Origin of the sequence: Aneurinibacillus sp. REN35 (assembly GCF_041379945.2) — a bacterium.
Classification (GTDB): Bacteria; Bacillota; Bacilli; order Aneurinibacillales; family Aneurinibacillaceae; genus Aneurinibacillus.
The window spans coordinates 93611-119543 of the sequence record NZ_JBFTXJ020000009.1 but is presented as its reverse complement, the minus strand read 5'-3'; the positions used below and the strand labels follow the sequence as shown (position 1 = coordinate 119543).

At 46.9% G+C, this 25933-nt stretch carries 27 protein-coding genes and 2 pseudogenes; 17 read left to right on the top strand and 12 right to left on the bottom strand.

What is annotated here, in order from left to right:
• The first annotated feature begins 17 nt into the window (after positions 1-17).
• The 3 genes from AB3351_RS16600 to AB3351_RS16590 all read left to right on the top strand — a co-directional run bounded on the left by AB3351_RS16600 (position 18) and on the right by AB3351_RS16590 (position 2618).
• Positions 18-812 (top strand): putative hydro-lyase, encoded by a 795-nt coding sequence (locus AB3351_RS16600; protein WP_371148267.1) that lies wholly within the window; start codon positions 18-20, stop codon positions 810-812.
• A gap of 137 nt (positions 813-949) precedes the next feature.
• A complete protein-coding gene (locus AB3351_RS16595) occupies positions 950-2182 on the top strand; it encodes an MFS transporter (RefSeq protein WP_371148266.1) in 1233 nt (410 codons plus the stop codon).
• A gap of 61 nt (positions 2183-2243) precedes the next feature.
• Positions 2244-2618, top strand: a complete 375-nt coding sequence (locus AB3351_RS16590; RefSeq protein ID WP_371148265.1) for a DUF423 domain-containing protein — start codon at positions 2244-2246, stop codon at positions 2616-2618.
• Positions 2619-2630: 12 nt separating this feature from the next.
• On the opposite strand, the gene AB3351_RS16585 is transcribed toward AB3351_RS16590, so the two are convergent.
• A complete protein-coding gene (locus AB3351_RS16585) occupies positions 2631-4517 on the bottom strand; it encodes a heparinase II/III domain-containing protein (protein ID WP_371148321.1) in 1887 nt (628 codons plus the stop codon).
• 1156 nt (positions 4518-5673) lie between these two features.
• Positions 5674-6516, bottom strand: a complete 843-nt coding sequence (locus AB3351_RS16580; protein WP_371148264.1) for a YihY/virulence factor BrkB family protein — start codon at positions 6514-6516, stop codon at positions 5674-5676.
• 109 nt (positions 6517-6625) lie between these two features.
• Between AB3351_RS16580 and AB3351_RS16575 the strand changes: the two genes are divergently transcribed.
• Entirely contained in the window at positions 6626-7921 is a 1296-nt protein-coding gene (locus AB3351_RS16575) for a class I SAM-dependent rRNA methyltransferase (RefSeq protein ID WP_371148263.1), read from the top strand.
• 40 nt (positions 7922-7961) lie between these two features.
• On the opposite strand, the pseudogene AB3351_RS16570 reads toward AB3351_RS16575, so the two are convergent.
• Positions 7962-8237, bottom strand: a pseudogene (locus tag AB3351_RS16570) (EamA family transporter); the annotation flags it as partial.
• 267 nt (positions 8238-8504) lie between these two features.
• On the opposite strand from AB3351_RS16570, the gene AB3351_RS16565 reads away from it, so the two are divergent.
• The 3 genes and pseudogenes from AB3351_RS16565 to AB3351_RS16555 form a co-directional block, all read left to right on the top strand.
• A complete protein-coding gene (locus AB3351_RS16565; protein WP_371148262.1) occupies positions 8505-8777 on the top strand; it encodes a hypothetical protein in 273 nt (90 codons plus the stop codon).
• A 199-nt stretch (positions 8778-8976) separates the two neighbouring features.
• Positions 8977-9720, top strand: a complete 744-nt coding sequence (locus AB3351_RS16560; RefSeq protein ID WP_371148261.1) for an ABC transporter ATP-binding protein — start codon at positions 8977-8979, stop codon at positions 9718-9720.
• A 23-nt stretch (positions 9721-9743) separates the two neighbouring features.
• Positions 9744-10925: pseudogene (locus AB3351_RS16555) on the top strand (ABC transporter permease); the annotation flags it as partial.
• 27 nt (positions 10926-10952) lie between these two features.
• Here the strand turns inward: AB3351_RS16555 and AB3351_RS16550 are convergent.
• Genes AB3351_RS16550 through AB3351_RS16540 form a run of 3 tightly spaced genes read right to left on the bottom strand, consistent with a single transcriptional unit; the run spans position 10953 to position 12735 of the window.
• Positions 10953-11699, bottom strand: a complete 747-nt coding sequence (locus AB3351_RS16550; protein ID WP_371148260.1) for an STAS domain-containing protein — start codon at positions 11697-11699, stop codon at positions 10953-10955.
• The gene (locus tag AB3351_RS16545) at positions 11686-12342 is read right to left on the bottom strand and encodes a cobalamin B12-binding domain-containing protein (RefSeq protein WP_371148259.1); all 657 of its coding nucleotides are present in this window, start codon (positions 12340-12342) and stop codon (positions 11686-11688) included. The genes AB3351_RS16550 and AB3351_RS16545 overlap by 14 nt, the downstream gene beginning before the upstream one ends.
• 36 nt (positions 12343-12378) lie before the next feature.
• The gene (locus AB3351_RS16540) at positions 12379-12735 is read right to left on the bottom strand and encodes a globin family protein (RefSeq protein WP_371148258.1); all 357 of its coding nucleotides are present in this window, start codon (positions 12733-12735) and stop codon (positions 12379-12381) included.
• 245 nt (positions 12736-12980) lie between these two features.
• Between AB3351_RS16540 and AB3351_RS16535 the strand changes: the two genes are divergently transcribed.
• On the top strand, positions 12981-13856 hold the full coding sequence (locus AB3351_RS16535; protein ID WP_371148257.1) for a cation diffusion facilitator family transporter: 876 nt from the start codon (positions 12981-12983) through the stop codon (positions 13854-13856).
• Between the two features lie 69 nt (positions 13857-13925).
• Here the strand turns inward: AB3351_RS16535 and AB3351_RS16530 are convergent, their stop codons facing one another.
• On the bottom strand, positions 13926-14795 hold the full coding sequence (locus tag AB3351_RS16530; RefSeq protein ID WP_371148256.1) for a helix-turn-helix domain-containing protein: 870 nt from the start codon (positions 14793-14795) through the stop codon (positions 13926-13928).
• Positions 14796-14971: 176 nt separating this feature from the next.
• Between AB3351_RS16530 and AB3351_RS16525 the strand changes: the two genes are divergently transcribed.
• A complete protein-coding gene (locus AB3351_RS16525; RefSeq protein WP_371148255.1) occupies positions 14972-15121 on the top strand; it encodes a hypothetical protein in 150 nt (49 codons plus the stop codon).
• Positions 15122-15147: 26 nt separating this feature from the next.
• Entirely contained in the window at positions 15148-15312 is a 165-nt protein-coding gene (locus AB3351_RS16520; RefSeq protein ID WP_371148254.1) for a transposase, read from the top strand.
• A gap of 150 nt (positions 15313-15462) precedes the next feature.
• Here the strand turns inward: AB3351_RS16520 and asnB are convergent, their stop codons facing one another.
• Positions 15463-17307, bottom strand: a complete 1845-nt coding sequence (asnB, locus tag AB3351_RS16515) for an asparagine synthase (glutamine-hydrolyzing) (RefSeq protein ID WP_371148253.1) — start codon at positions 17305-17307, stop codon at positions 15463-15465.
• A 155-nt stretch (positions 17308-17462) separates the two neighbouring features.
• Between asnB and AB3351_RS16510 the strand changes: the two genes are divergently transcribed.
• The 3 genes from AB3351_RS16510 to AB3351_RS16500 all read left to right on the top strand — a co-directional run bounded on the left by AB3351_RS16510 (position 17463) and on the right by AB3351_RS16500 (position 18901).
• The gene (locus tag AB3351_RS16510) at positions 17463-17813 is read left to right on the top strand and encodes a DUF3905 domain-containing protein (protein ID WP_371148252.1); all 351 of its coding nucleotides are present in this window, start codon (positions 17463-17465) and stop codon (positions 17811-17813) included.
• A gap of 115 nt (positions 17814-17928) precedes the next feature.
• Positions 17929-18153 carry a YuzB family protein gene (locus tag AB3351_RS16505; RefSeq protein ID WP_371148251.1) on the top strand — a complete coding sequence of 75 codons (225 nt, stop codon included), beginning with the start codon at positions 17929-17931 and terminating at the stop codon, positions 18151-18153.
• A 25-nt stretch (positions 18154-18178) separates the two neighbouring features.
• Positions 18179-18901 (top strand): PAS domain-containing protein, encoded by a 723-nt coding sequence (locus AB3351_RS16500; RefSeq protein WP_371148250.1) that lies wholly within the window; start codon positions 18179-18181, stop codon positions 18899-18901.
• A gap of 78 nt (positions 18902-18979) precedes the next feature.
• Here the strand turns inward: AB3351_RS16500 and AB3351_RS16495 are convergent, their stop codons facing one another.
• From AB3351_RS16495 to AB3351_RS16480, 4 genes are all read right to left on the bottom strand, one after another.
• On the bottom strand, positions 18980-19276 hold the full coding sequence (locus tag AB3351_RS16495; protein ID WP_371148249.1) for a hypothetical protein: 297 nt from the start codon (positions 19274-19276) through the stop codon (positions 18980-18982).
• A 268-nt stretch (positions 19277-19544) separates the two neighbouring features.
• Positions 19545-21392 (bottom strand): cation:proton antiporter domain-containing protein, encoded by a 1848-nt coding sequence (locus AB3351_RS16490; RefSeq protein ID WP_371148248.1) that lies wholly within the window; start codon positions 21390-21392, stop codon positions 19545-19547.
• Positions 21393-21564: 172 nt separating this feature from the next.
• Positions 21565-21699 carry a hypothetical protein gene (locus AB3351_RS16485; protein ID WP_371148247.1) on the bottom strand — a complete coding sequence of 45 codons (135 nt, stop codon included), beginning with the start codon at positions 21697-21699 and terminating at the stop codon, positions 21565-21567.
• Between the two features lie 78 nt (positions 21700-21777).
• On the bottom strand, positions 21778-22194 hold the full coding sequence (locus AB3351_RS16480) for a universal stress protein (protein ID WP_371148246.1): 417 nt from the start codon (positions 22192-22194) through the stop codon (positions 21778-21780).
• 178 nt (positions 22195-22372) lie between these two features.
• On the opposite strand from AB3351_RS16480, the gene AB3351_RS16475 reads away from it, so the two are divergent.
• The 4 genes from AB3351_RS16475 to AB3351_RS16460 are packed head-to-tail and all read left to right on the top strand — an operon-like array spanning position 22373 to position 25930.
• On the top strand, positions 22373-23143 hold the full coding sequence (locus tag AB3351_RS16475) for a sporulation protein (RefSeq protein ID WP_371148245.1): 771 nt from the start codon (positions 22373-22375) through the stop codon (positions 23141-23143).
• A 4-nt stretch (positions 23144-23147) separates the two neighbouring features.
• The gene (locus AB3351_RS16470) at positions 23148-24095 is read left to right on the top strand and encodes an RluA family pseudouridine synthase (protein WP_371148244.1); all 948 of its coding nucleotides are present in this window, start codon (positions 23148-23150) and stop codon (positions 24093-24095) included.
• A gap of 15 nt (positions 24096-24110) precedes the next feature.
• Positions 24111-25412, top strand: a complete 1302-nt coding sequence (locus tag AB3351_RS16465) for an HD domain-containing protein (RefSeq protein WP_371148243.1) — start codon at positions 24111-24113, stop codon at positions 25410-25412.
• Between the two features lie 20 nt (positions 25413-25432).
• Complete coding sequence (locus tag AB3351_RS16460) at positions 25433-25930, top strand: YwhD family protein (protein WP_371148242.1); 498 nt, start codon at positions 25433-25435, stop codon at positions 25928-25930.
• Positions 25931-25933: the final 3 nt, after the last annotated feature.

Genomic DNA, 25933 nt, shown 5'->3' with positions numbered 1-25933 from the left:
TTATAGAGGAGGAAGACATGATACAGAATCCAGCGATACTTACACCTTCTAAAGCCCGAATGCTCATTCGAGATGGACAATGGCAGGGGCCGACAGCCGGAATGGCTGCGGGCTATACACAGGCAAACCTGGCTATTTTAAAAAAGGAAGTGGCTTTTGACTTCTTGCTCTTCTGCCAGCGCAATCCGAAGCCATGTCCGATACTTGATGTGACAGAAGCAGGGTCATGGGTGCCGCAATTGGTGGCTCCGGATGCTGATTTGCGTACGGATATTCCGGGATATCGTATTTATCGACACGGAGAGCTGACAGACGAAGTGACAGATATTAGTTTATACTGGGAAGATGATATGGTCGCATTTCTAATTGGCTGCAGCTTTACATTTGAGCAGGCGCTGCTTAGAAATAATATTCCGGTACGACATATTGAAGAGGGATGCAATGTACCGATGTATAAGACGAATATTCCATGCGTGAAGGCCGGTTCTTTTGAAGGGCCGATGGTTGTCAGTATGCGCCCAATGCCTGAAAAGGATGTCGTACGAGCTGTACAGGTAACGAGTCGCTTTCCATCTGTACATGGTGCGCCTGTTCATATTGGAACCCCTGCATCGATTGGCATTGAGGATGTGAATCGACCGGATTTTGGCGATCATGTAACCATTAACGAAGGGGAAGTACCTGTTTTTTGGGCCTGCGGGGTTACGCCACAGGCGGTGGCGATGCATGTGAAGCCGGAGATTATGATTACCCATGCGCCGGGCCACATGTTTATTACAGATATACACGAAGAACAATACAGCGTACTATAAGCAGGAAAAAGACCCGCTATGTCATCTCCCACAACTATGAGATGCTGGCGGGTCTTTGTTTATTGTAATTATTACCGCATTAATTTATAATGATTACATATAATAATTACAAAATTATCCTGTAATGAGGTGGCGATATGAAAGGAGTACTCCGCGATAAACGGTTTCAGAAGTTAATTCTCGCCAACATTCTCTCTTCGATCGGGTCGGGTGTTACGATGATTGGGGTACCCTGGCTTCTTATAAACCGAGAAGACGGTAGTCAAATCTATGGATATGTGGCTTTTTGCATGACATTCCTGTTATTTTTTCTCTCTCCTTATCTTGGTGTGTGGATTGATCGGGTGCCGCGGAAGCGTGTGCTTTTGTTCAGTGAGATATTTGGCTTTGTGGTGGCCGTTTTTTTTGCGGTGTGGGGATTTGCGGCAGGTAATTATGAAACCTGGCACCTAATAAGCATGTATGCGGCAGGCTCGCTTTATTATTCGCTTCACTATCCGGCTCAGTTTGCATTCAATCAAGAGATTTTTACTAAGGAGCAGTACCGAGAGCTTAATAGTGTGATGGAAATTCAGAACCAGGCTGCCTCCATGCTGGCAGGCGGGTTAACGAGCGTATTGATTGATCGCATTGATTTTTCTTTGATTCTAATAGTAGATGCGATGACGTATGCGGCAGGCTTCCTGCTCATCTCATTCATTCCGTATGTATCTTCAGGAAATCAGAAGCATGCATCGAAAGTGTCCGTATGGGAAAATTTAAAAGAAGGATTCATATACATAAAGGATAAGCCGCTATTTACCATTTTTTATCTGAGTTCTTTCATGCCGTTTGTCGGTGTGATGGTAGGAAATTATTTGATCCCTATTTATATTGCAGACACGCTTGGCGCAGATGGAACAGTGCTGGGGCTCTCTGATGTGATGTATGCAGCAGGAGCCATCCTTGGCGGGTATACCATTCCGTTCTTGCTGCGTAAGCAGGGAGAGTTCCGAACAGTGCTTCTAACTGTGAGTGTGTATACGGTAGCAACCGTCATGATTGCTGTATTTCCTGTAGTCGGATTTTTTCTTATGATGAGTATTCTGCTTGGATGGGGAAACTCTGGATCGCGTGTGGCTCGTAATACGATTATGATGAATGAAGTTCCCAATGAGATGATGGGGCGGGTCAATAGCTTCTTTGCGGCGGTGGGTATGCTGCTTCGGGTGAGTCTGATTGGCTTGTTTGCGCGCACCGTGATGCATACAGGGGCGTCCTTCTCACTGCTTGTTGTGGGAGGACTGATGCTGCTTGCATGTGGCGGGGTGTGGATAAGCCGTTCATTATTCTTTCCTAAAGAAGTACCGAGTCTGTCAAAAAGTTCATAAGAACGTTTGTTATAATGAAAAATGAGGCAACACGTCAAAAATAGGAGCAAAGGAGATTGCTATGGCACGATTGTTTATTATTCTTGGAAGCATCAACCTGTTTTTATCAGTAGCGTTAGGCGCATTTGGTGCTCATGGTCTGGAAGGAAAAATAGCGGAACGCCTGCTTGAAGTGTACAAAACAGGCGTGCACTATCACATGATTCACGGTCTTGGCCTGCTTGCGATTGGTATTCTCGGTGAGCGGGAGATTGCGGGCATGAAGCAATTAAGACTCTCCGGTTGGTTTATGCAGGCCGGTATTATTTTCTTTGCGTTTAGCCTGTATATTCTTGCGCTAACGGGAATCGGCTGGTTGGGTGCGATTACGCCAATCGGCGGTGTCTGCTTCCTCATTGGGTGGGTGCTGCTTGCAGTAGCAGCAGCGAAAAAGTAGGCAAGAGCAATATTAAAGCCATTGTGCCCAGCCGCCTTCGGCCAGATCGGTAATGTCGAATGCTTCCCCTTCTGTAAAGGAAGAGAGAATGCGGGCATGTATCGTTTTGGGTGTAGGAATGTCTTCAATAATTCCGTACCCACCTTGTTCGCCGATAATAAATTTGCCGCAAAAGGCAGCGCCAAGCGGGAGCGGGAATCGTGTGTGAAGCTGATCCTTGGTGCACGAAGCAACGATTCCTTTTGAGAGGCTGAGGGAATCGCGCAGCATAACAGTCGTTGCATCTTTTCGGCTGTGAACGTCTCTAATTTCATACAGGGAGGCGGATGCATCCTTGGCAGGAGCAATTCGGATAAATCTTGCACCGTTAGGCGGTAGGTGTGGATCAAGTCGGATTGCTCTTTTTTGTTTTTCAATTGCTTTAATAGGAAACCATATTTTTTTAGCCCCGTCGATCTGCCTGCCTTGAAAAGTCATGGAGGAAGCATGGATGCAGGCGTGAGCGAGAATTTTCCCAGAACGGTCGGTACGCAGGAAGCCGCACCGTCCATTGAGACGCCATTCGCCGAAGCGAGTGTGAATGACCATCGTTTGTGCTACGGGGCTGTATGCCCAGAAGTCCAGCCATCCGTTGCTAATCTCTGCTGCTAAGGCGGTTGTATCTCCGCCGCGGCTGGCGAGACGGTGTACGGAGAGCAGGCGCATGTGATTTTGCTCCCTTGTAGTGTGAATGATGGCTGCATACTGCTTGGCTGTACGCAGACTGCGGATGAGAAGAAGAGGGTGGCGTTCTGTGCCGGAGAGGTTCGGATACTGCCCGGTTATGATCTGATCGTCTGCATCCAATAGACCGTGCCACGTTAACGCATATCCTTCATGGGATTGCCAATGGGCTTTCATGCAAGAACTTGCTGGTTCATACTCATGAACATCATAGATGAAGCCATAGCCGTTATTTGGCACTGGGGTCCAGTACTGCGGTTTTTCCTCTTTTAATAACGGAGCGAAGGTTTCGCCTGTGGTAAGCCGCTCTCCAAAACTTTTGCCAGGCTGATCAAAATACGGGTGTGACTGTGTATCGAATCCGGCAAGTGTCCATGCGTGTTGCGTTCGTGTTGCTTTCTTTATTCCTTCTGTTGTGAAGTCTGCTTTTTCATGAAAGGCGCGAAATGAATAATCACTTGTACGTGCGCCCCGTACATAAAAAAGATCAGCTGCATAGGAGGAACCATCAGGAAGCGGCACAAGCCCGACCATGCGCTGGTATGCGTCGATTCCGTACAAGTTAGGTGCTGCACCCTCATAGGCTGTGACGGCAGGAGATTCATAGAGGCAGGTGAATTCACCGCCGGAGAATGGCTTGTATAACTGTCCCTTCTTCATGTGTTGATCTGCATTGACCACAACCGTATTGTGTGCGATTGCCTTCGTACTCCAGCCATAATGACCGTTGGAGCCGTATGTGCTGTAGCCAAGGTCGGCCGAGACTTCCTTGCCGTACGCATAATACGTGAAACCGAGCACATCATCATGCGCATGCGTATGGTTAGCTCCTGTACGCATCAATATGGTAGTCTGATTCGAGTCGCGTAGGATGCCGATGCCAGTCTGGCCTGCGATGGTTGCGTGCTGTGGCAGCGTAAAAGAGGGTGGCTGTGCAAAGACCGGATGGAGGAGGAAGAGGTCGATACCTTTCTCTCCTAGTCGAGATGAGACAAGTGGATAGAGACGGCGGAGCCAATCGGCTGCCTTATCGCGTATATTTGAGTCGGGAGAGTATTGATAGAAGTGCAGAGCGGCTCGGTATGTGTCCGTCAGTGTCTTGGCATCCGGCTTCTCGCTGCATATCCGATCCTGTCCCCAATCTCCGTAGCACGGGAGATGACCCTGGCACAGCATCTCCATCGGATTCTGTACAGCAAATCGGAAGAAACGCTCACTTGCGAATGGATGGACGGCGGGTATATTGGAGAGAGAAGAAGACTGCATGGAGAGCAGAGCCATATCGAGGAAGACCGTAATGGTAAACATGGAATATCCGTAGGAACCTTCAAAATACATGCCGTCACGGCCTAACGCATTTGACAAAAACACATCGGTTGCTTCGATACCCCATTTCTGATAGTCTCTCTTTTTCGTAATCAAGCCTACGGCAAGCATCGCCCGCACACCATCCGCTTCATGATTGTGGAGTTCTGTCAAATTCCCCCCTGACAGGTTGTAGAGAGGGCCGCCGGGCTCTGTCAGCAGATAATCGTTCAGCATGCGTTCAATATTATCCCGTATCGTTCCGACTTCACCTAGTAAGGTAAGCGCAGGCGAAGGGGTATCCATCTCTTCTAGATCATACAGCCAATCGTAATCATGAGCTAAGAATACTTTGATCCGGAATACAATGCTTGTCAAAAGGTGCAGCCGCCCCATCTCCATTTTGCTTGCAAAGGGTGTAAAGTCGCGGGGGCCGATTGTATTGGGAAAGATAGCGGAGAATCCATCGAGAATAACGACCGCTTTGCGCGCATAGACCTTCTCTCCTGTCAGCATATACAGATACGTTAGTTTTGTCACCATACCTTCATGATCGCGTACGCCGCCGAACAGCCAGCCTGCGGTGTAGAAATTCCACATGCCCATTGGATAATAGGCCACCCCGTCACGGGTGAAGCCCTGCCCGTTATCTGCGAAGGCTTCATTCGGCACCGTACAGGAGCAGCTTGGACAGGTCATCTCCTTTATAGGAAAGCGGCTGAACATTCCGTAATACGCTTCTCCTGAGGAGGGGTATGCCTTCCTGCATTGCGGACAGCCCGAGATCCCGTAGGCGAATGTCTGCTTGTGCATAGATAGTATGCATGTATATAGCTCTTCATCGGAATAATGGGCGACGAATTCGTCACACTGTTTGCGCAGGGTATCGAAGCGAAGCTTTGCCCAAGCATGTCTTTTTATATTGCGATGCGCCATATCTACTTGCCCAGATGAGAAGTAGAATCCGAGTTTCGGTACAGGCTTTTGCATCTCTTATCCCTCCCGTTTCGGTACGCTGTGGATGTATTTATCGCTTTCCATTTGTATATTTTTGAATCAGCGCATTGATATGTCCGCCTAGAATCAGAATCATAGCTGATAGGTAAAACCAAATCATAAGAATAATGACGCCCCCGAGACTCCCGTATGTCAGCGAGTAATTGGCGAAATTATTGACGTAATAAGAGAAGCCGTACGAGGTGGCGAGCCAGCCGAGTCCGGCAAATAACGCACCGACGATAGAGACCTTCCAGTTCACATCGCAGTTGGGTGCAAAATAATAAAGGAAAGCAAATAGGCTGAAGAGAAACAGCAAGCTGACCACCCAGCGCAGCAGATTCCACATCAGGATGACATAGTGCGGGATATGCATATGCGATGTGAAAAAGACTTCAATCGTTTTTCCGAAGACAGGCAGCAGCAGCGTGATAAAAATAGCCAGCACCATACCAATGGTGAACAGAATGGCCAACAGTCGGGACATAATGTAAGATCGCTCATCGGCCACATTATATGCACGGTTCAGTGCAGCGATGATCGCATGAATGGCGCTAGAAGAAGTCCAAAGCGTTCCAGCTAAGCTTAAGAAAAGCAGCCATCCGTTCCGGCTGTTTAGGAAGCTGTGAAGATTGCTCTCTAATAGTTCTGTCACCTTTTCCGGCGCGATGAATTGGATGATTGCAAGCGCATTTTCCGTAGAAATTGGCAGGTAACCGATGAGTGTAAAAGCAAAAATAAAAAAAGGGAAAATAGACAATAGAAAATAAAAGGCCAACTGGGCGGACATGCCCGAGATATCATCTTTTGAGAATCGATTTACCAGTTCATAGATGAAGCGGATGAGCTGATTATGTGTTCTGATTTTTTGCATAGAAAATCTCCATTTGACATTCAGGATTGTTATCGTTATTTTATCATTATCTTATTGTATGCCATAAGTTTCTGAGGCAGACGATTTAAAATTATGGGGGACGTGTATTGTGACAAAAGTTTTTCTTGTGCGGAATCGCCGCAAACGCCTAGAACAAGGACATCCGTGGATCTTTCAGAGTGAAGTAGAACGCATCGAGGGCGACGTTGTCCCTGGAGAGATTGTCGAGGTTGTCAATCATCAGGGTCATTTTCTTGCCAAAGGCTATATGAATCCGAACTCACAGATGATTGTACGCATTTTAACTTTTGACCCGCAAGAAGAAGTGAACCAAGAACTCTTCACAGCGCGTATTCGTCAAGCGTGGGAGTTCCGTCAGCGCTTCTTACCGGGCATTCGTTCCTGTCGTGTATTGTATGGGGAAGCGGATTTTATGCCGGGTCTTGTAGTGGACAAGTTCGAGGATGTGCTAGTTGTGCAGATTCTTTCGCTTGGAATGGAAGTGCGCAAAGAATGGATTCTTCCGGCTTTACTTGAAGTGTTCAGTCCCAAAGCCGTCTATTTGCGAAACGATGTGTATGTGCGTGAATTAGAAGGAATGGAACAGGAGAAGGGGTTCTGGTACGGTGAATCGGAGACGGAAATTGAGATAGAAGAGAATGGCCTGAAGCTGGTTGTCGATATCGAGAACGGTCAGAAAACGGGTTATTTCTTCGATCAGCGTGAGAATCGTTCAGCGATTGCGCCTTTAATGACGGGATGGGGCAGAGCGCATGGGATCGATGTGCAAGAGGTCGAGATGGACGGTGAGCGAGTGCTGCGCCCGGTGGATCGACGTGGTAAAGTTGTGAAGAATCCGTTCTGGGACGGTGCGGAAGTGTTGGATTGCTTTACCCATACTGGCTCCTTTACGCTGAATGCCTGCAAGCATGGAGCAAAAAAGGTAACAACGCTTGATATTTCAGATCATGCAATAGAGACATCAAAACGGAACGTGCAGCTAAACGGCTTTTTGCATCGTGTCGATTTTGTAGTAGCGAATGCGTTTGACTATTTGCGTGAAGCGGTGAAGGAAGAGAAGCTTTGGGATGTCGTCATTCTTGACCCACCTGCTTTTGCCAAATCACGCGGTGCTGTAAAAGGCGCACAGCGCGGCTATAAGGATATCAACCTGAACGGTCTGAAGCTGGTGCGGGACGGAGGGTATCTTGTTACAGCGAGCTGCTCTTATCATATGAGTGCCGAGATGTTTGCTGATACGATTCAGGAAGCGGCGGTGGATGCTAAGAAGGTGCTTCGACTTATTCACTGGAGCGGAGCAGGCATCGACCATCCGAAGCTGACCGGAATTGATGAAGGTGATTATCTCAAATTTGCGATTTATGAAGTGCGTTCCCGCAGTTAAGCAGCGGGATAAAAAGAAACCGAAGCGCAAGGGTCAGCCCCTAATGCTTCGGTTTCTTTGTTTTTATCGTATTCCACTTGAAGAAATAAATGTGCGAAATGCATGACCAGAGCTTTTTTGTTGTAATAGCTTCGTTAAGCACATAAAAAGCGAACAGCACGATAAACACGGGACTTGCCGATGTCAGAATCGCACCCATATGGGCAGAGTACAGCCATGTGGCGATGAATTGAAGCCAAACGGATAAAAAGTATCCGACAAAACCAATCGACAAAAACAGACGCCAATCCTGCCTGAACGGCTGCCGCTGTCCTTGACACGCGACAAAAAGTCAGAGAAAAACCAGGCAGATAACATAGCAAAGGCACAATAAAGTGAAGGGTCGCGTACATACAGGAATCTCCTTTTCGTTCTTACTATCTTCTCGCGAAACCTATACGCTTCCAACAAAAATTTCCTTTTATCGCGCATTCGAAAAAATTCGACGCATGAAGTTGTGTGAATTGTCGGACGATTATTGTGTCCAGACGATGGCTTGTCCGTTATACTAAAAACATCAATAACTGACTGGGAGGAATTAATAATGAATGACATCACAATCGAACAGGAAGCTTTCACTTATTACAAAGAGGGCATAATGACATGGATTTATAACAAGGAGGCGCAGATATACGAATCAGGTGATGGAGGATGGCTTGCGCAGGAAAAAAACTGTGGCACAACACACAATTCACAATCAATGTCCCTGCAGGAGCTGGAATTTGCAGCGGAGAGATATGAGGAGATGGCTTGGGTGGCAGCGGCTGTGGAAGAATCATGCGGCCGAGCGATAAACGATTATTGGGATACAGGCTGAGATGGTGTAAGAGTGCTTTGTTCTTTTTTCTTCTTCTATTTTCTACCTCTCCTGTAGTACCCCTGTATGCCGCTATTTCCCCCTCAATGCCAGCGGCGCTTTCACTCCATCCGTATTTCTCCCTCATACTGCATCATCATTTTATTACACTTCGGATAGTTTGCTATAATATAAAGAAAAACGTGTCTGGAGAGTAATTATGGACCCAATATTGCAAGTGCAAGAGCTGACAGGCGGCTATCGTAAGAAGCGTCCTGTCATTCATGACGTCACTTTTACCGTTTATCCGCATGAGATGGTCGGACTGATCGGACTCAATGGTGCAGGGAAAAGCACTACAATCAAGCACATTCTAGGTCTTCTTCAAGCATCTGAAGGAGCTGTTCGTATTCATAACCAGACGCTGCAGGAAGCACCAGAAGCCTACCGATCGTCTTATACGTACGTGCCGGAGTCTCCTCTCGTCTATGAAGACTTGACACTGTGGGAGCATATGGAACTAACGGCGATGGCGTATGGTCTAGATCGTTCCGCATTCGAGGAACGCATCGGCCCGCTGCTTGTGGAATTCAACATGAAGGATAAGCAGGATATGTTTCCGCAGCATATGTCCAAAGGGATGCGGCAGAAGATGATGATTATGAATGCCTTCCTGGTACAACCATCGCTCTATATTATTGATGAGCCCTTTGTTGGTCTTGACCCGCTAGGGATTCGTTCGCTGTTGGAATTAATGGTGAAGGTCAAAAACACAGGGGCAGGCATCCTGATGAGTTCGCATATTCTTTCTACGGTAGAGAGGTATTGCGACAAGTTCATCGTGCTGCATAATGGGCGCATTCGCGCGGCAGGAACGCTTGCGGAGATTCGAGAGCAGACAGGCATGGTCGAAGCTACGCTTGATGATATATTTTATGAGCTGACAAAGGACGGGGAACGCTAATGGATGTGCGTCGGCTCTGGAATGAGCGGGTGGGCGCCTTCACCAAGGAAGCGCTTGGTTATATGCGCTATATCGCCAACAGCGGTACGATTATGTTTCTTGTATTTGCTTTTATTCTTGCAGCGTATTATTATGGACAGCTCCTTACATCACTGCCGCGGACATACCCGGTAGAATGGCTGATCATCTTTTTGTTTTCACTGCTGATTACGGCAGGTACGATTCGTACGCTGCTAAAAGAAGCGGATCTTGTATTTTTACTGCCGCTCGAAGGCAGAATGCGTCCATATTTTAATGGTGCGATCGTGTATACATTCAGCTTTCATGCGGTGTATTCCTTTCTGCTGCTGCTTGCAGTGTGGCCGCTGTATACGCATCGTATGGGCGAGCGTTCTGAACCGTTCGTGTTGTTGCTTGTCTTCATCCTCGTACTAAAGCTGGTAAATGTACTTGGAAAATGGCAGGAGATGCGTCTGCGCGAACGGCAAGCAAGAGCGATGCATATGCTGCTTCGCTTTGTTGCCAATACGGCGGTGCTATCGATCTTATTTACTCAGGGTTTCACTTTTGCGGTTCTGCTAGCGGCGCTTGCTTTTCTTGCTGCCGCATTCTTCTATTATCGTATGCTCTCAAAAGGGCAGCTTCACTGGGAGCATCTTGTGCAGAAGGAGAAGCAGGCGAGGGGAAGATTTTACTCGTTTGTGAATCAATTCGTTGATGTGCCGCATATGGAGAATAAAGTTCGACGCCGTACGTGGGCGGCGATGCTGGTGAATCGCATTGCTTTTACGCAGCGTAATACGTATGTGTATCTGTATGGCAAGGTATTTGTGCGTTCTGACCTGCTGTGGATGTGCTTGCGGCTTACGGTAATCGGACTGCTTGTTATTAGTTTGATTTATGATGTATGGGGCAAGCTTGCTGCCTACTTTATTGTTCTAGCGCTTACTGCTGCCCAGCTATCGACGCTACGTCAGCATTACCGTTATGTATTCTGGACGCATATTTATCCGGTTCCGAGGGAGGCGAGAGGCGATGCGATTGTCCGCGTTGTCTTTACTGTCATGCTGATACAGGCGGCGATTCTGTATGCTGCCGTGTTCATTCCGTTTGTGCCGGGATGGCATTGGGCGATCGCACCGGTCATCGGGATTGGGTTCTCGTATGTGTATAGTCATCGAATTCTTGCTAAGAAACTATTATAAAAGGGTATGCCGCTTCGGCATACCCTTTTATAATACAAACCGTTCGATGGCTTGCTGTAGACTGCCTATAAACCTGGCATTAAGCTCAATTCCAGCCTGGTTCATATATCGTGCTTGCTGTGGGGTTATTCCGATTGCGATGGATTGAATTTGTCCCATTATATTGAGTGTGCCAAACAGCACTTGCAACTGCTCGACTCCTTCTCTTGTGAAGTCGGTTACTGCCGTGAAGTCAAATAACACCTTTTCAACTCCTATATGATAGGACTCCTGTAGAATAGGCGTGCAGATTGCCTGCATTTTATCTGCGGTGAGTGAGCCGAACAGCGGGACGAGGCCGATGCGATTGGTGAGTCGGATGAACGACCCTGATAGCTGATGAATCCGTTCCATAGCGTGTTCGAGTTCTTCTTTTTTCTCCAATAATGCAAAGTCGGTCGCTGCCAGACGGCCTTGCAGTTGTTCCATTAAGCTGGATAGCCGCTGTATGCGCTGATCCTGCTGCACGCAAAACATATGCCCTGCTCCGCCGTGCCACCGGATGTGCACCTCAAATAATGAAAGCGGATTGTTCAGTGTTCGCATGGTCAGCTCGATACGGGCGGTAGGTACGTCGACATGAAGGAAACGCAGCGCTTTGCTTAGGCTTTCTTCATCAATTACATCCAGTATGGTAGACGGAGACCCGAATACTTCTGCTGCTTCTTCTGAAGTCTGTACAATGGATAGAGTCTGATCGATCATAAAATAAGGACAGGGATTAGATGACATCATAAATGGATGAATGATCCTTTCTTTGCATCAGCCATTGTCTGAAATCCCCTAAACCCGGCACAAGAATCGTTCGATCAGAGCAATAACGGCGCAAATCATAGTGCTTCACAAGTCTGCCGCCGATCATTACGGTTGTCTTGTGCTCAAGGCCCTCAAAAGCCCGTGCATAGTTCGTTATGTCTTGCAGGCGATTGATAAGCGTAAAGGAAAGACATACGACATTTGGCTTCCATTGAGAGGCTTGAGACAGCGCAGCTTCCATTGGGAGATTAGCACCTAGAAAGCGGGCATCCCAACCGTATTCTTCAAATAAAGAATGGACCATCTTAATTCCCAGGTAATGCTGTTCGCCTTCGACACAGAGCAGCATGACTTTGGGTCTTCGCTCTTTTCTCTCGGCCTTTCTTCGATAAAAGGCATATTGGGACAGTACGAAGTCACAGACACTGGTAGCCAGATGCTCATCGGCCACACTGATTCGGTTATTCTCCCATAGCATACCTACATAGCGCATGGCTTCCGTCAGCACCTGTTCGTAGATGCATATGTCGCTTTGTTCGGAAATTGACATCACAATTTCGTAGGCGGCCAACTGGTTTCCTTCAAGTAAATATTCAGCAAAGTGTTGTACTTCTTGGCGCATACGATCACTCCATTCATATAAGCCGAGCGGTAGACCTTACACAAGTTTCTCAAGCGTCTGGATTGCGTTTGCGAGCATGCGCTTGTACGCTTGCTCCTGTTTATAAGGCAGTATATCACAAAGAACATCCTGTAGAATCTGGTAATTGCTAATAATGTGAGATGGATTCATGCCGCGTGAAGTCAGCACGTTATTTAACCAGAGTGTATAATCGATAAAGAATTGGTCATTGTCCATCTCATACGCTGTGGCTAGGTGATGGAAGTGATGCTCAGAATCCTCCCGGCACTTTTGTTTTCCTCTCTCTCCGTATTTCTCTTCTAAGTCGGGATAGATTTCATAAATGCGTTGCACGATATGATCTAGCAATTGCTCCTTTTGTTCGCTTTTCAACAAAAGATCCCACCTCTCTGCCCTGTATATCGTTACCACAAATTGTTTTTGGTTAAGATAAATTGTACTGTACTCTTGCTCACAACTCCATAACATGAATTTTTACTTAGGGAAAAATATTTTACCATAACGCAAAAAATTTTCCCGCTTCTACAATGCTAGTTAGCGGCAAAAAGGTTTCTCTAGACCCACACGAATTTCATCTGGTAGCATACGTATACAGAAATACATGGGGGTTTACATATATGGAAGAACAGCAGTATGAAAAGTTAAAGATGGGTGAGAGAGGCGCATGGCTTAGCATTATTGCCTATCTCGTGCTTTCTGCATTAAAATTAATCATTGGATATAGTACCGACTCTAAGGCACTTGTAGCAGACGGTTTGAATAATACGACAGATATTATGGCCTCAGTCGCTGTACTTATCGGTTTACGCCTCTCTCGTAAACCGGCCGACGAGGATCATCCGTATGGACATTGGCGGGCGGAGACGGTTGCTTCTCTGCTTGCTTCTTTTATTATGATGGTCGTTGGGCTGCAGGTATTGTATAGCGCGAGCCGCTCAATTATTGATTTCCGTGTAGAAACGCCGGATATGCTGGCGGCGTGGACCGCTTTAGCAGGTGCAGCCGTGATGTATGGTGTGTATCGTTTCAATCGGGATTTGGCACACAAGGTAAATAGTCAGGCCGTCATGGCGGCGGCTAAGGATAATCTATCGGATGCTTGGGTGAGCGTTGGTGCTGCGATGGGGATTATTGGTGCTCAATTCGGGCTTCCTTGGCTCGACCCGCTTGCAGCCGTTGTTGTAGGATTGATGATCTGCCGGACGGCATGGGAGATTTTTCGAGAGGCAACACATAGCTTAACGGATGGTTTTGATGAACATGAACTGAGTAAGCTACGCGATACCATTGAGCAAATACCCGGTGTAAAGGTGCTCGATGATATTAAGGCACGTGCTCATGGTAACCTTGTGCTCGTGGATGTGGTGATTCATGTAGACCCGCATCTGAACGTGGTGGAGAGCCACAGGATTACAGAGGAAATTGAAGAGAAGATGAGAAGAGAGCATGGCATGATAAATGTTCATGTCCATGTAGAACCATGGGAGAAATAGCGACAGGGGAAACAGGTCGGGCTGCAGCGCGTACACCTGAGATGTTTCCCGAAGCCCTTCATGTCTGTATCACCTCAAGTCCTGTAATTTTTTTTGAACAAATTCGGCAAATACATAGTTTTGTTGCAGATCAAAGATCGTCCAAGATTTATGAAAGAATTCAAGCGCCTGTTCTTTTTTGCGAAGCTTAAGCAGGTTTTCCCCTTTTTGATAATGCAGCTCTCCAAATAAGTACAGATATTCGTGCTGCTGACATAGCCGAAGCCCTTTATCGCAGTATGTAAGCGATCGCGTATAATTCTCAAGCTGAGTAAGCACCTTGGCGTAATTGTAGAACAGCCGAAGATAGATCGTATAATCTTGGATGAATGTAATGCTGTTCATATGATCAATGGCGGTCGCAAATCGCTCGAGCGCCTCTTTATAGCGACCCTCTTCACTATAAATAATGCCGATGCTGTTGAGAATCTCGATTTCTTTTTCCGTATAGTTGTCCATGCTTACGGACAGCTCAAGTGCGCTGTCTAGAAGCTCCAGGCTTTTGTGTAGATCATGCTCAAGATAATAGGCGCAGATGCCTTCATGCCAGATCATAAACTGTCGATTTTCCCTGTTATGAAAGATCGGATTATTTCGTTCGGCTTTAATCAGTATCGAAACCTCCTCATAATTCCTCTCTCGAATCAGCTTGCGGATTTGATAAAAAAATTCCTGTACATAGGTAAAGCGGGGATTTTCGATCCGGTCGAAAAAGTAATCCAGCGTGATACCTAAGCGTTTAGCAATATAATAAAGAATCTCGGCGGACGGAATTACTTCGCCTTTCTCAATTTTGCTGATGAGTGCCTGGGTACAAATTCCTTTTGCTAGCTCCGTTTGAGAGATGTTTAAATACTTCCTTATCTCCCTGACAACTTCTCCGATTCGTTGAATACTCATGCCATACGCCCCTATAATTATTTTTATATTTATGTATGAAAAGAAGAGGAAAACCGTAAAAAATGGATGTACTTCCTTTAAATGACCATTCAAGCTGAAATCGAAAAAAATTGTAATATATTATGATGGTACTATCATATATTACATATTTTCGAAGCTTGAAAGGAGGTAAGAAAGTGAAAAATAAAATTCTTTCACTAGTCGTTACGGCCCTCATATTTATAAGTATTAACGGAATGTTAGCTCCTAAAGAAGTGGAAAAAGAATCAGTAAAAAATACTCAGAACTCAGTGAGCACTGTTCTTCGCCTTCCTTATCAACACTAAATCACTTCAGGCTGAAGGGAGAGAAGATGAAAGAAATGAGAAGGAAATATTCAATGGAATTCAAGAAGGAAGTAGTCCAAGATGCACTTGTAGAAAAAAGCCTTAGCCTGGTGGCGAGAAAATATCGGCTCAACAGTAAAATGATTTACCGTTGGGTTCATGAATATAAACAAGGCAAATTCACGTCGTAAAAAAACGGCAGTACTGCAATGGGGCGGTGCTGCCGCTTTTTTATGCCAGGCTAGAAGCATAGAAAAACAGGTTTCATCTACATAAAATATAATCAAAAAAAAAGAGGCAGGAAAGTGCGGATGCGCTCGCTGCCTCTTTTTGCTGTGTCATTATTTAATTTCGACCTTATATTCCCGCATCCACGTATCAATCTGTACGAGATAAGCAAAAAACTGCGGTACATTCATCAATTGTCCGAACCACGGCATATGGATGGAAGCCAAATCCAGGCTCGCGAATTCTTTTACTGCCTTTTTATTGATAAACGGGAGAATGGGCGAAGCATTGTCATTGAGCACAGCCAGTGCCTGATCGCGTACTGCGTTCAGATAAGAAGGATTGTGGGTTTTCGGATAAGGACTCTTGCGCCGCATCAATACATCGTCAGGCAGAACACCATGCAGCGCTTGACGCAGAATGCCTTTCTCGCGCTCTCCGTGTGTTTTCATAGCCCATGGCACATTCCACATATACTCTACAAGCCGATGGTCGCAGAACGGTACACGTACTTCAAGCCCCACTGCCATGCTCATGCGGTCCTTGCGATCAAGCAGTGTCGGCATCCAGCGCGTCAAATTCAAATGAAACATCTCTCGGATTCGTGCATCAAGCCCCGCTTCGCCCTGCAGACGCGGCACTTCATCCAACGCTTCCTGATAACGTCCGCGTACATAGGCGTCCAGATCAATTTCCGCGTGAAGTTCAGAGGAGAAGAATTTTGTTTTTTCCTTTAAATTGCGAGCCCAGGGAAAGATGGTAGCAGAGAGGGCTTCTTCCCTGTGAAACCACGGATAGCCGCCGAATACTTCATCAGCGCATTCGCCTGACAAAGCGACGGTCGCCTCTTTTTTGATCTCGCCGCAGAATAAATACAATGAACCGTCAATATCGGTCATACCGGGAAGATCACGAGCGTGTAAAGCAACCGGAAGCGCATCAAGTAAGTGATGGGTATCAAAGTAAAGAGTATGATGAATGGAGCCTATGTGTTCTGATACGCGCTTTGCCCATGGAGCATCGGCATTTGGTTGGAATTCATTCGGCTTAAAGTGTATGTCATTGCCCACGTAGTCAACAGAAAATGTGTGCAAAGATCCCATGCCTCGTTCACGAAAAGCCTGGGCCGCAAATGCGGAAATAGCGCTGGAATCAAGCCCGCCTGATAGCAGGGTACATACCGGTACATCTGCAACAAGCTGGCGTGCAATGCTATCGCCAAGCAGATGACGAATCGTAGCGATGGTCGTCTCCAGATCGTCGGTATGCTCATGACTCTCAAGTGACCAGTACCGCTTCGTCCGCATTCCATGCCGGGTATGGAGCAGATAAGAAGCCGGGAGAAGCTCGAATACATTCCTGAAGATGCCGTTCCCGGGTGTGCGTGCCGGTCCAAGGCCAAAGATTTCTCCTAAGCCTTCTGTGGTTAATTCCGGTCGCACTGCCGGATGGGCAAGCAGAGCCTTGATCTCAGAGCCGAAAATAAAGCTTGTGCCTTGCTGTGTATAAAACAGCGGCTTTACACCTAAACGGTCACGAGCAAGAAACACACTTTCTTCATGATGTGACCAAATGGCGAAAGCATAAATGCCATTTAATCTCTCCAGACATTCAGGACCCCATTCAATATAGGAGACGAGCAGCACTTCCGTATCAGATGTAGTTGTAAAGCGGTGTCCACGTGCAAGCAGTTCACTGCGCAGCTCTTCAGTATTGTACAACTCTCCATTATATACAAGCGTATAGGTTTCGCCACCGCGCGACCGTGTCATGGGCTGCGCCCCGCCTTCCGGGTCCACCACAATCAGACGGCGGTGGGCGAAAGCGGCGTGCGGCGATGTCCAGATTCCTTCGTTGTCGGGTCCTCGGGGTATAAGTGATTGCGCCATATCCGAAAGAACGGCCCGCTGTCCGCTCAGATCGGTCTGCCAGTCTATCCACCCTGCGATTCCGCACATAATCATCCCTCCACTTCTCAATCAATCGTCCAGTACTACACTATGCCTGGCATAGGCAAATGGGTGCCTGGCCCGGAAAAAACAGATGGAGTAACTAAGCGGAAAAGGGTGAATAATAGCAGTAAAGGAAGAAAGATAGGCAGGAGGCGACATGGATGGAGGAGCAGGATAAAAAACAAATTGGTCAGGAGCCGGCCGATACGACGCTGCCGCATCAGATCGATGCTCCAGAGCGGGCGGAAGCGAATGAAGAATTGGAAAAACCATTCGTCAATGAGTACGGCGTAGTGATTGGAGATAGCTTTTATGATTCTCCTGCGTCACCGCTCAACCGCTGGAGCAAGGATGTGGACCCTGCTATTATGGCGGGGGATCAATGGGTGCATCCGACCAATGACATTGGATGGAATACACCAGAGAATCAAGAATTGCTTGAAGAAGGATATATTCCGCAAAGCGGTAGATTTATGCACCCAAGCAAAGATGTTAGCTATCGCAAGGACTAAGCAGAACAGCCTGAATGCGGCGAATTAATCATTCGCCGCATTTTTTGTGAAGCGAAAGAAGAAAGAAATGTGTTATGATGGAAGGTGGAGTATAAGGCAAGGAAGGGAACAAGCGATGAGTAATGAATTTCGAGTGTGTGATGAATGCAAGATGATTAATATAAAAACATTGGTTCCTCGACTAAAAGAAATTGATGAGGAAGCCACTATGGAGCTGGGTTGTCAATCGTACTGTGGCATTGGCTTTAAGAAGCATTTTGCAGTGGTGAATGGACGTTACCTTACTGCCCTAACAGAAGATCAGCTCGTTGAGAAGGTGCGGAAGCATCTGAAGAGATAGGTCGAGCCAAAGAGGAGGGCGCTGAATGGTTGATACGGTATTGGAACAGTTGGATACAGGCATTCTGATGATTGATACGAACCTCCATATAACTTTTATGAATGCTGCCTGTGAACGGATCTTAGGCATTCGAAGAGACGAGCTGCTTGGGCATAATATTGATGAATTCCTTGATCAGCCCTCCCAGCATCTGCGCGGATTGCAGCAAACAGTAGAGGAGAAGCAGGAGCTTCTTTTTGATGTGATGCCGTATCGGCGGGGAGAGAACTATAAATATCTCCGTCAGCAGACCCGTCTGCTTCGGGAAGAGGGTCAAATCATCGGTGCGATGGCGGAACTAAGGGATATTACCGGCTATGTGGAGAAGGAGCGAGAACTGCAGACGATTATTCGTGATATGACGGTGCATATCGTTCCGGTTACGGATACGATTGGCGCGCTTCCACTACAGCCAATTATTGGTACGAGTCACAAAGATATTCTGCTAGAGCGTACGCTTACGATCTGTATGGGGCTGCATCTAGAAAAGCTCGCAGTAGATTTAACCGCCATCTCTTCTATTGAGGACGAATTTGCGCATACGCTTATGCAGATGATTTCTGCGTTGCGTCTTGTTGGGATTCAGGTTATTATTACCGGAATTCGCCCTGAGGTGGCGATGACATTGATTGACTCTGCTCCTGAATTGGATGATTGTCCTTCCTTTGCGCGACTCAGTCAGGCTTTGGCGTATTTTGAAGAAGTCTAGAGTTTCTTTTACAGAAATAAAGAAGGGCGTGCAAGCCTGTGGAGATCGTCCACTGGCTTACACGCCTGCTTTTTTGCCTTACATCATGCCTTTTTCCTTCTCCGTCTCTTCTTCTCTTCCCCAGAATCGGCTTGCCCAACGGAAGGCTACCATTCCTAGAGCGAGATAACCAAATGCCATGTTGAAATAGAATAAGGCCCACCACATGAAGGTTGAGTCCGCCTTCGGTGCGCTTAATGGCAGCATTTCCGGAAGGAGAGCCCACATTGCGACGACAAACGGTGTTTGCATCATTGCTAATGCCCTTTGACCGAAACGCCAGAACAAAATAGGTGCCACACTTGCAAATACCAGGTTGATAATCAGTAAATCCATATTGTTTCCTCCTTTTCTACACATGTAGAAGAAAACGCTTCCAAACCTGTTGCTAGTAAAGTGCGACCATTGCTATGTGTGGTGTGAGAAGTAAATTATTAATTATATCATACAACATGTGACGAAAAATTGAAATTATTTTGAACAAAAATATGATATTTGGATTATTATTCCATGGACAAAGGGTCTAAAGGAGCATATACGTAGTAAAAAACAGGCAGCATCTGCTTTATCAAGCGGTGCTGCCTGCTTATCTGCATCATAAAAGTTAGGCTAGCTCGGTCTCTAATGAATACAGCCCTTCGAGTGATCCGGTAACCAATAGCTGATCTCCAAGCTGGAGGCGTGTGTCTCCATGTGGAATAATGGAATCATCATCGCGATAAATCCGCAGGATCAATACATCTCCAAGGAAAGGAAGCTGCTTTAGTTCAATCCCGTGATATTTGCGGTTGCCCATCATAAGCGTCTGGATAGCATCCTCTGTTCGTGCAATAAGCTCGATAGCGTGCGGTGCTTCGATTTGTGCCTTGAGCAGCGTACTGGTCGAGAAAAGCGTAGAGAAGAGAATGAATCCATTCTCGCGGACTTCGTGATGCCGCTCTGGATTCTCCATACGCACAATGATTTGTTTCTCACCCAACTCCTTAGCATGCATAGCAAGCCGCATATTCGTATCATCATCACTTGAAGTAAAAACTAAAATATCCCGTGCGAAAAAATTTTCCTGCCCTAAGGTATGGACAGAGAAGTCCTGTACATGCTTTACAGTTTTGAACTTGCTGTAGAATATATGATTGCTTTCAATGATCTCTTTGTTTTGCTTAATCTGTTCCTTTTGTGTGTACAACTCAACATTAAATCCAGCTTTCTGCACCTCTAATGCTACTGGCATCGTAATCACATTCAGTCCGATGATGCCTACGGAGGCGGTGTCTGCCTGCTTCTTCACCGGTACGAGCCGATTAAAGGCAACAGGAGAGATGAAGCAGGAGAGGATGGCAACAAGAATCAGTCCATCATGGAGCGATTGATCGATCATCTTCTTCTCCAATGCCAGTGCTGCAGCCGCAATGACGAGACTTAAGGTGGAGGTGAGCAACATACCTGCACCAAGGGTTTCTTTCCAGTTGAACCATTTACGCAGGATCAAGAGCGGGATCACCTTAGAGACATACAATGCTACCAGCAGCAGTGGAATGAAGATATATACTTTCGGGTTTTGAACAAGCGCCCACAAATCCAGTTTGGCTCCGACCATAACGAAAAAAATCGGAATCAAAAACCCATATCCAAACGCGTCTAATTGATGGACGAACTCTTTGCGTGGTGCCAGCATGGATACAATGACACCAGCAAGGAACGCGCCTATGATATTCTCTGCCCCCATATTCTCCGCTAAAGCAACGAATAGAATGATAAGCAGGAATACGCCGCGTGTCCCGATCTGTACCGTCCCGGTTGATAGCTTCTCAAGCATGGGCGCCCAGCGGAATCTTCGAATAATCCGATAGAGCACGAATGCGATTGCAAAAAGCGCAAGCAAAAGCAGGGACTGTGTTGAATTCTCTGACTGCAGCGATACGAATACTGCAAGCAGAATCATTGTAACGAAATCAGAGATTACCGCAATCAGCAGGATGGTCTGTCCAAACGGCGTCTCCATGATTCGCCGCTCTTTAAGCACAGGTACGACCACACCAAGTGAAATCGTTGAAATAATCAGCGTCATAAAAAATGTCTGATCAATAATGCCGGCTCCTGTCAGACCCAATGAGACAAGGAAGGAGGCACCAAACACGAATAAAAAAGCAATCGTTGCAATAAGAAAAGGGTTAGCGCCTCCTTTTCCCTTCAGTGAAAAATTATCAAAATCGATCTCTAACCCGCTTAAAAACATAAGAAAAATAAGACCCAACAGTGAAAGAATGGATAGCCAACTGTCTTCCTGAACAAGATTCAGGCCGCTTTTTCCAATCAGCATACCTGCAAGGATTTCTGCCACGACGACAGGCACCATCGTCCAACGCAGGCGCTGCAGGAGAATCGGAACCAGAAAAGCTACAGAGATAACGATAAGCAGAGAGATCGGGGAGGATTGTGCCGCTTCGCCCATTCGCTCCCTCCTTTCCATATGATGTTGTTTTTTTATGTATGCTGCATACGATAAAGACCAACACGAAATGACAGAGTGTTGGCCTTTCTATCCGGTACTATGTGTAAAAGTAAAAAAGCATATATGTTCATAAAAAGACGCAGATGAATATTGGATCATTTTCTGTTTGCAGTTACTGCTGCACAGGCTGTTCCGCTGGCTGTTCCATAATAGCGGCTACGAGAAGATGCATCGCCTGGTGCTTTCTTTCTTGTTCATCGGACAGTGTGTTTAAGTTTTCGATTAGTGTTTCCAGTTTTGCACTCATTTCTGATCTCTCCTTTTTCATGGTAGCGTGTTGTTGTTACTAGATACTTTCCACGGAGAGAGGGAGGGTGAAACCTCCTTATTTTACCACCAGGACATCACAGTCGGCATGCTGAACGATCGCTTGACTGACGCCGCCGATCATAAGACGTGCATAATTAGAAAGTCCGCGTGAGCCGAGAACGATGACGTCTGCTCCTATTTCCTCAGCGATATCAAGAATCAAACTCTTTGGTTCTTCTGCTCGTACAACCTTGCTGAAAGAAATACCGCGCGTAAGAAATAAATCGGCAATCTCTACCGCTTTTTCTTCCCAGTAGGTTTCCATCTCTTCCTCAGTAACCGGTTTGGCACCAAGGATGTGGGAGGGTGACTTCGGATATGCGGTAACTATGGTAACCTGTGCGTGTGTTTCAGCAGCAAGTATGGCTGCCTTCTCGGCTGCGCGCTTGGCGTGTTCGGAGCCATCATAAGCAAGTAGAATGTGCTGGTACATATTCATTCCTCCAATTTGTCTCGTATGCATCCATTGTAAAACGTAGAAGCAGCGGCGTCAAAAGAGGGTAGAGAGAGGAGAAAACATGCAGGACACAGAATAGTATTCTTATGAATCTTTTCCATAACGGATTTCGTATATACCGATACTGATACCATTCGAGAGAGGATGAAGCGTGATGCTAAATAAATTTCTTGCCAGTTTTGGAATTGGGGCCGCGAAAGTGGATGCTCGTTTGGCTGAATCGAGAGTATATCCCGGCGGTGAGCTAAGTGGAGAGGTACATATTGAAGGTGGAAATGTAGAGCAGTCTATTTCGCAGATTTATATGTATCTATATACCGAATACTATAAAGAGACGAACGATACGAAGACAAAGCATAAAGAGGTGCTGGCTTCCTACCGAGTGGCTGATACGCTGTTAATTAAGCCGGGTGAGAAAAAAGTGCTTCCGTTTCAACTGCGTGTCCCGTATCATTCCCCGATCTCATTTGGGCGTCAGAAAGTATACTTGAGTACGGGGCTTGATATTGAGATGGCTGTAGACCCGAAAGATACTGATATTGTGACGGTGCTGCCCGATCCGTTGGTCGATCAGCTGTTGGCTGAAGTTGAGAGCATGGGATTCCGTCACTCGTATGAAAGCGGAACGTGCGAATATAAGAAGCATATTCATCGGATGGTGCCGTTTGTGCAGGAGTTTGAGTTTAAGCCGACGGGACAGTTTCGCAGCGAGCTTGATGAGATTGAGTTAATATTCGATGTGCATCCAGAAGGTGCGGATGTGCTTATGCAGGTCGATCGCCGCGCTGCGAGCTTACGCGGTATTTTTGAAGAGATGCTGGATTTAGATGAACAATATGTGCGCTTTAGCGTTGATCGCAAGCGGGGTGTCGTTCCGGGCGAGCTGGAGATGAGAATTCGCCAGGCGCTGAATCGACGCAGGTGAAATCATGACATCATGGAAGATAGATGGAAAGTGGCTGGAATATACAGCCGGGGCAGATGATCATGGAACAACCGTAGAGTCGTTGTTGAAGGAACGGCTATCGATATCTGGTCGTATGATGCAGCGTCTGACTCGAAAGAGTGGTTTGTTTGTGAATCGCAAAAAAACATTTCTTAAGAAAAAAATAAAAGAGGGCGATCAGATTCGGGTGTTACTTGCCGACGCACCAGAAACTACGCTTACACCCGTGGCGATGGCGCTCTCTGTATTGTATGAGGATGACGCGGTACTTGTCGTGAATAAACCGGCGGGTCTTGCCGTACATCCGGTGAAGGAAGGACAGAATCATACGCTTGCTCATGGAATCGCTTATTATTGGAAGGAGCAGGGGAGACCCCGTGCGGTACGGCCCGTACATCGTCTTGATAAGGATACAAGCGGTGCTGTGTTGATTGCTGGTAATTCGTTCATTCACCAACTGCTTGATAAGCAGCTTCGTGAGCATACGATTCGCCGCACATATCTTGCGGTTGTAGAGGGCTGCCCAGGAGCTGTAGGCGAGAGTGGTACGATCAATGAACCGATTGCTAGAGATGTGCGCCATCCAACAAGACGCCGCGTACATTCCGAGGGGGATATCGCGGTTACCCATTATAAGGTGCTTCAGTGTTTTCCAACTGTACCGGGCATGCTAGAGGGAGGCGCCGCCCTTGTGGAGATAGAGCTTGAGACCGGAAGGACGCATCAGATTCGTGTGCATTTCAGTCATATCGGGCATCCCCTGATGGGAGATACACTGTATGGAGGAGGCAGGGTGGTGGGCATGCGCAGACAGGCGCTGCATGCTGCCTCTCTTGCATTTGATCATCCGGTGACAGGGGAGAGGCAGTGTGTTGAGGCACCGCTGCCGGAAGAGATGGAAGGATTGATGAAGCGACTACGTCAAGCGTAGGCAGGAGGGATGTAGATGGCGGAACGTTTAACGGAAGAGAAGGTATTTAAGGACCCGGTACATCGCTATATTCATGTGCGGGATGAATTGATCTGGGAGCTGATTGGCGCAAGTGAATTCCAGCGTCTGCGGCGCATACGCCAGCTAGGTACTTCTTACGTAACGTTCCATGGGGCAGAGCATAGCCGGTTTAATCATAGTCTTGGTGTGTATGAGATCATGCGTAGACTACTTGCTCAGTTTAACCGTCGTATTTCCTTCTCCTTTTCTGAAGAAGAGCGGCTGTTATGCTTAAGTGCCGCCTTGCTTCATGATATTGGGCATGGACCGTATTCTCACTCCTTTGAGAAGGTATTCCATACTGACCATGAATATTGGACGCAGCGCATTATCGAAGGCGACACGCAGGTAAATAGGATTTTGCGGAGTATTTCGGATGACTTTCCGCGCAAGGTTGCGGCGGTTATCGGGAAGACATATGAGAATCCGATGGTAACAAGCCTCATCTCAAGCCAAATTGATGCCGATCGTATGGATTACCTGCTGCGTGACACCTACTATACGGGAACGAACTACGGCTCTTTTGATATGGAGCGTATTCTGCGTGTGCTGCGCCCTCATCATGATAAGATCGTTGTGAAGTCTACGGGCATGCATGCGGTGGAAGATTATATCGTAGCACGTTATCAGATGTACTGGCAGGTATATTTTCATCGGGTGACACGAAGCGCAGAAGTTATTCTGCGCAAGATTTTTGAGCGCGCGCGTGATTTGTATCAGCACGGGTATGCATTTACGTGGCGGCCTGTACACTTTATTCCGCTGTTCGAGGAGACAATTACGCTTGAACAATACCTTGCGCTTGATGAGTCGACGGTCATGTTTTATATGAACGAATGGGGTAAGGAGCAGGATGAGATTCTGCGGGATTTATCGCAGCGGTTTATGAACCGCAGGCTGTTTAAGTATGTGGAGTATGGAGAGAAGGTCGGCAGTACAGAATGGAAGCAGGGCATTGATGAATTATTTCGTGCCGTAGGCATAACCCCTGAATACTATCTCGGAGTGGATTCTCCTTCCGATTTGCCGTATGATGTTTATCGAAGCGGTGAAGATGGAGATCGGACGCCGATTTATCTATTGATGCCGGACGGCAGTCTTGAGGAGTTGTCCAAGTGCTCCGTGATTGTGGAATCGATATCTGGCAAGCGGCGGTATGATCACAAACTGTATTATCCGCTTGATTTTCTTGAAGACGGTACGCGTGATCCGAAGATTGTAGCAGAGATCAAACGGCGGTTGCGCGTTCAGCAATAAGCGAGGAGGCTTCAATTAGTATGGACTTGTTTAAAGGTAAGCAAGGTGGCTTTAATATTATCAGCAATAAAAATCAGGTACATGGCGGCTATGGCGCGGGTATGATTGATTTGGGCAATGTATCGTCCATTATCGTGAGTGAGGAAGAAGCTGTAATTGATGTTGGGGCGCTGCATGCGAAAAGTGCTGTGGAAAAAGGCATCAAGTTCTCTATGAACAAGGAAGATGTACCAAATGGCAAGCGTTATTGGCTCGTATGGGTAGCCAACGATATTGGGGAGAACGGAGCATACTACGCGGGCGTAACGGCCTGCGAGATGCTTGTTGACAGAGAAGCTCGCCGCGGTTGGAAAATTCTCGCCGACCATGTGAATAAGATGGATTATGCGATGAAACGTCGCTTTATACTTGAAGGAATGAGCGAAAAAGAGAAACAGAACCTTCGTGAATTGCTGGAGAGTCACAATCCGCAGATGTGGAACAATTCTCCAGAAGAATTAAAGGCAAAATTGGCATAAAAA

Bases quoted from the DNA above. Each gene is read 5' to 3' on its own strand.
- AB3351_RS16600 (WP_371148267.1), top strand. From the start codon at position 18: ATGATACAGAATCCAGCGATACTTACACCTTCTAAAGCCCGAATGCTC.
- AB3351_RS16595 (WP_371148266.1), top strand. From the start codon at position 950: ATGAAAGGAGTACTCCGCGATAAACGGTTTCAGAAGTTAATTCTCGCC.
- AB3351_RS16590 (WP_371148265.1), top strand. From the start codon at position 2,244: ATGGCACGATTGTTTATTATTCTTGGAAGCATCAACCTGTTTTTATCA.
- AB3351_RS16585 (WP_371148321.1), bottom strand. From the start codon at position 4,517: ATGCTGTGCCAGGGTCATCTCCCGTGCTACGGAGATTGGGGACAGGAT.
- AB3351_RS16580 (WP_371148264.1), bottom strand. From the start codon at position 6,516: ATGCAAAAAATCAGAACACATAATCAGCTCATCCGCTTCATCTATGAA.
- AB3351_RS16565 (WP_371148262.1), top strand. From the start codon at position 8,505: ATGAATGACATCACAATCGAACAGGAAGCTTTCACTTATTACAAAGAG.
- AB3351_RS16560 (WP_371148261.1), top strand. From the start codon at position 8,977: ATGGACCCAATATTGCAAGTGCAAGAGCTGACAGGCGGCTATCGTAAG.
- AB3351_RS16550 (WP_371148260.1), bottom strand. From the start codon at position 11,699: ATGATGTCATCTAATCCCTGTCCTTATTTTATGATCGATCAGACTCTA.
- AB3351_RS16545 (WP_371148259.1), bottom strand. From the start codon at position 12,342: ATGCGCCAAGAAGTACAACACTTTGCTGAATATTTACTTGAAGGAAAC.
- AB3351_RS16535 (WP_371148257.1), top strand. From the start codon at position 12,981: ATGGAAGAACAGCAGTATGAAAAGTTAAAGATGGGTGAGAGAGGCGCA.
- AB3351_RS16530 (WP_371148256.1), bottom strand. From the start codon at position 14,795: ATGAGTATTCAACGAATCGGAGAAGTTGTCAGGGAGATAAGGAAGTAT.
- AB3351_RS16520 (WP_371148254.1), top strand. From the start codon at position 15,148: ATGAAAGAAATGAGAAGGAAATATTCAATGGAATTCAAGAAGGAAGTA.
- asnB (WP_371148253.1), bottom strand. From the start codon at position 17,307: ATGTGCGGAATCGCAGGGTGGATAGACTGGCAGACCGATCTGAGCGGA.
- AB3351_RS16510 (WP_371148252.1), top strand. From the start codon at position 17,463: ATGGAGGAGCAGGATAAAAAACAAATTGGTCAGGAGCCGGCCGATACG.
- AB3351_RS16505 (WP_371148251.1), top strand. From the start codon at position 17,929: ATGAGTAATGAATTTCGAGTGTGTGATGAATGCAAGATGATTAATATA.
- AB3351_RS16500 (WP_371148250.1), top strand. From the start codon at position 18,179: ATGGTTGATACGGTATTGGAACAGTTGGATACAGGCATTCTGATGATT.
- AB3351_RS16495 (WP_371148249.1), bottom strand. From the start codon at position 19,276: ATGGATTTACTGATTATCAACCTGGTATTTGCAAGTGTGGCACCTATT.
- AB3351_RS16490 (WP_371148248.1), bottom strand. From the start codon at position 21,392: ATGGGCGAAGCGGCACAATCCTCCCCGATCTCTCTGCTTATCGTTATC.
- AB3351_RS16485 (WP_371148247.1), bottom strand. From the start codon at position 21,699: ATGAGTGCAAAACTGGAAACACTAATCGAAAACTTAAACACACTGTCC.
- AB3351_RS16480 (WP_371148246.1), bottom strand. From the start codon at position 22,194: ATGTACCAGCACATTCTACTTGCTTATGATGGCTCCGAACACGCCAAG.
- AB3351_RS16475 (WP_371148245.1), top strand. From the start codon at position 22,373: ATGCTAAATAAATTTCTTGCCAGTTTTGGAATTGGGGCCGCGAAAGTG.
- AB3351_RS16470 (WP_371148244.1), top strand. From the start codon at position 23,148: ATGACATCATGGAAGATAGATGGAAAGTGGCTGGAATATACAGCCGGG.
- AB3351_RS16465 (WP_371148243.1), top strand. From the start codon at position 24,111: ATGGCGGAACGTTTAACGGAAGAGAAGGTATTTAAGGACCCGGTACAT.
- AB3351_RS16460 (WP_371148242.1), top strand. From the start codon at position 25,433: ATGGACTTGTTTAAAGGTAAGCAAGGTGGCTTTAATATTATCAGCAAT.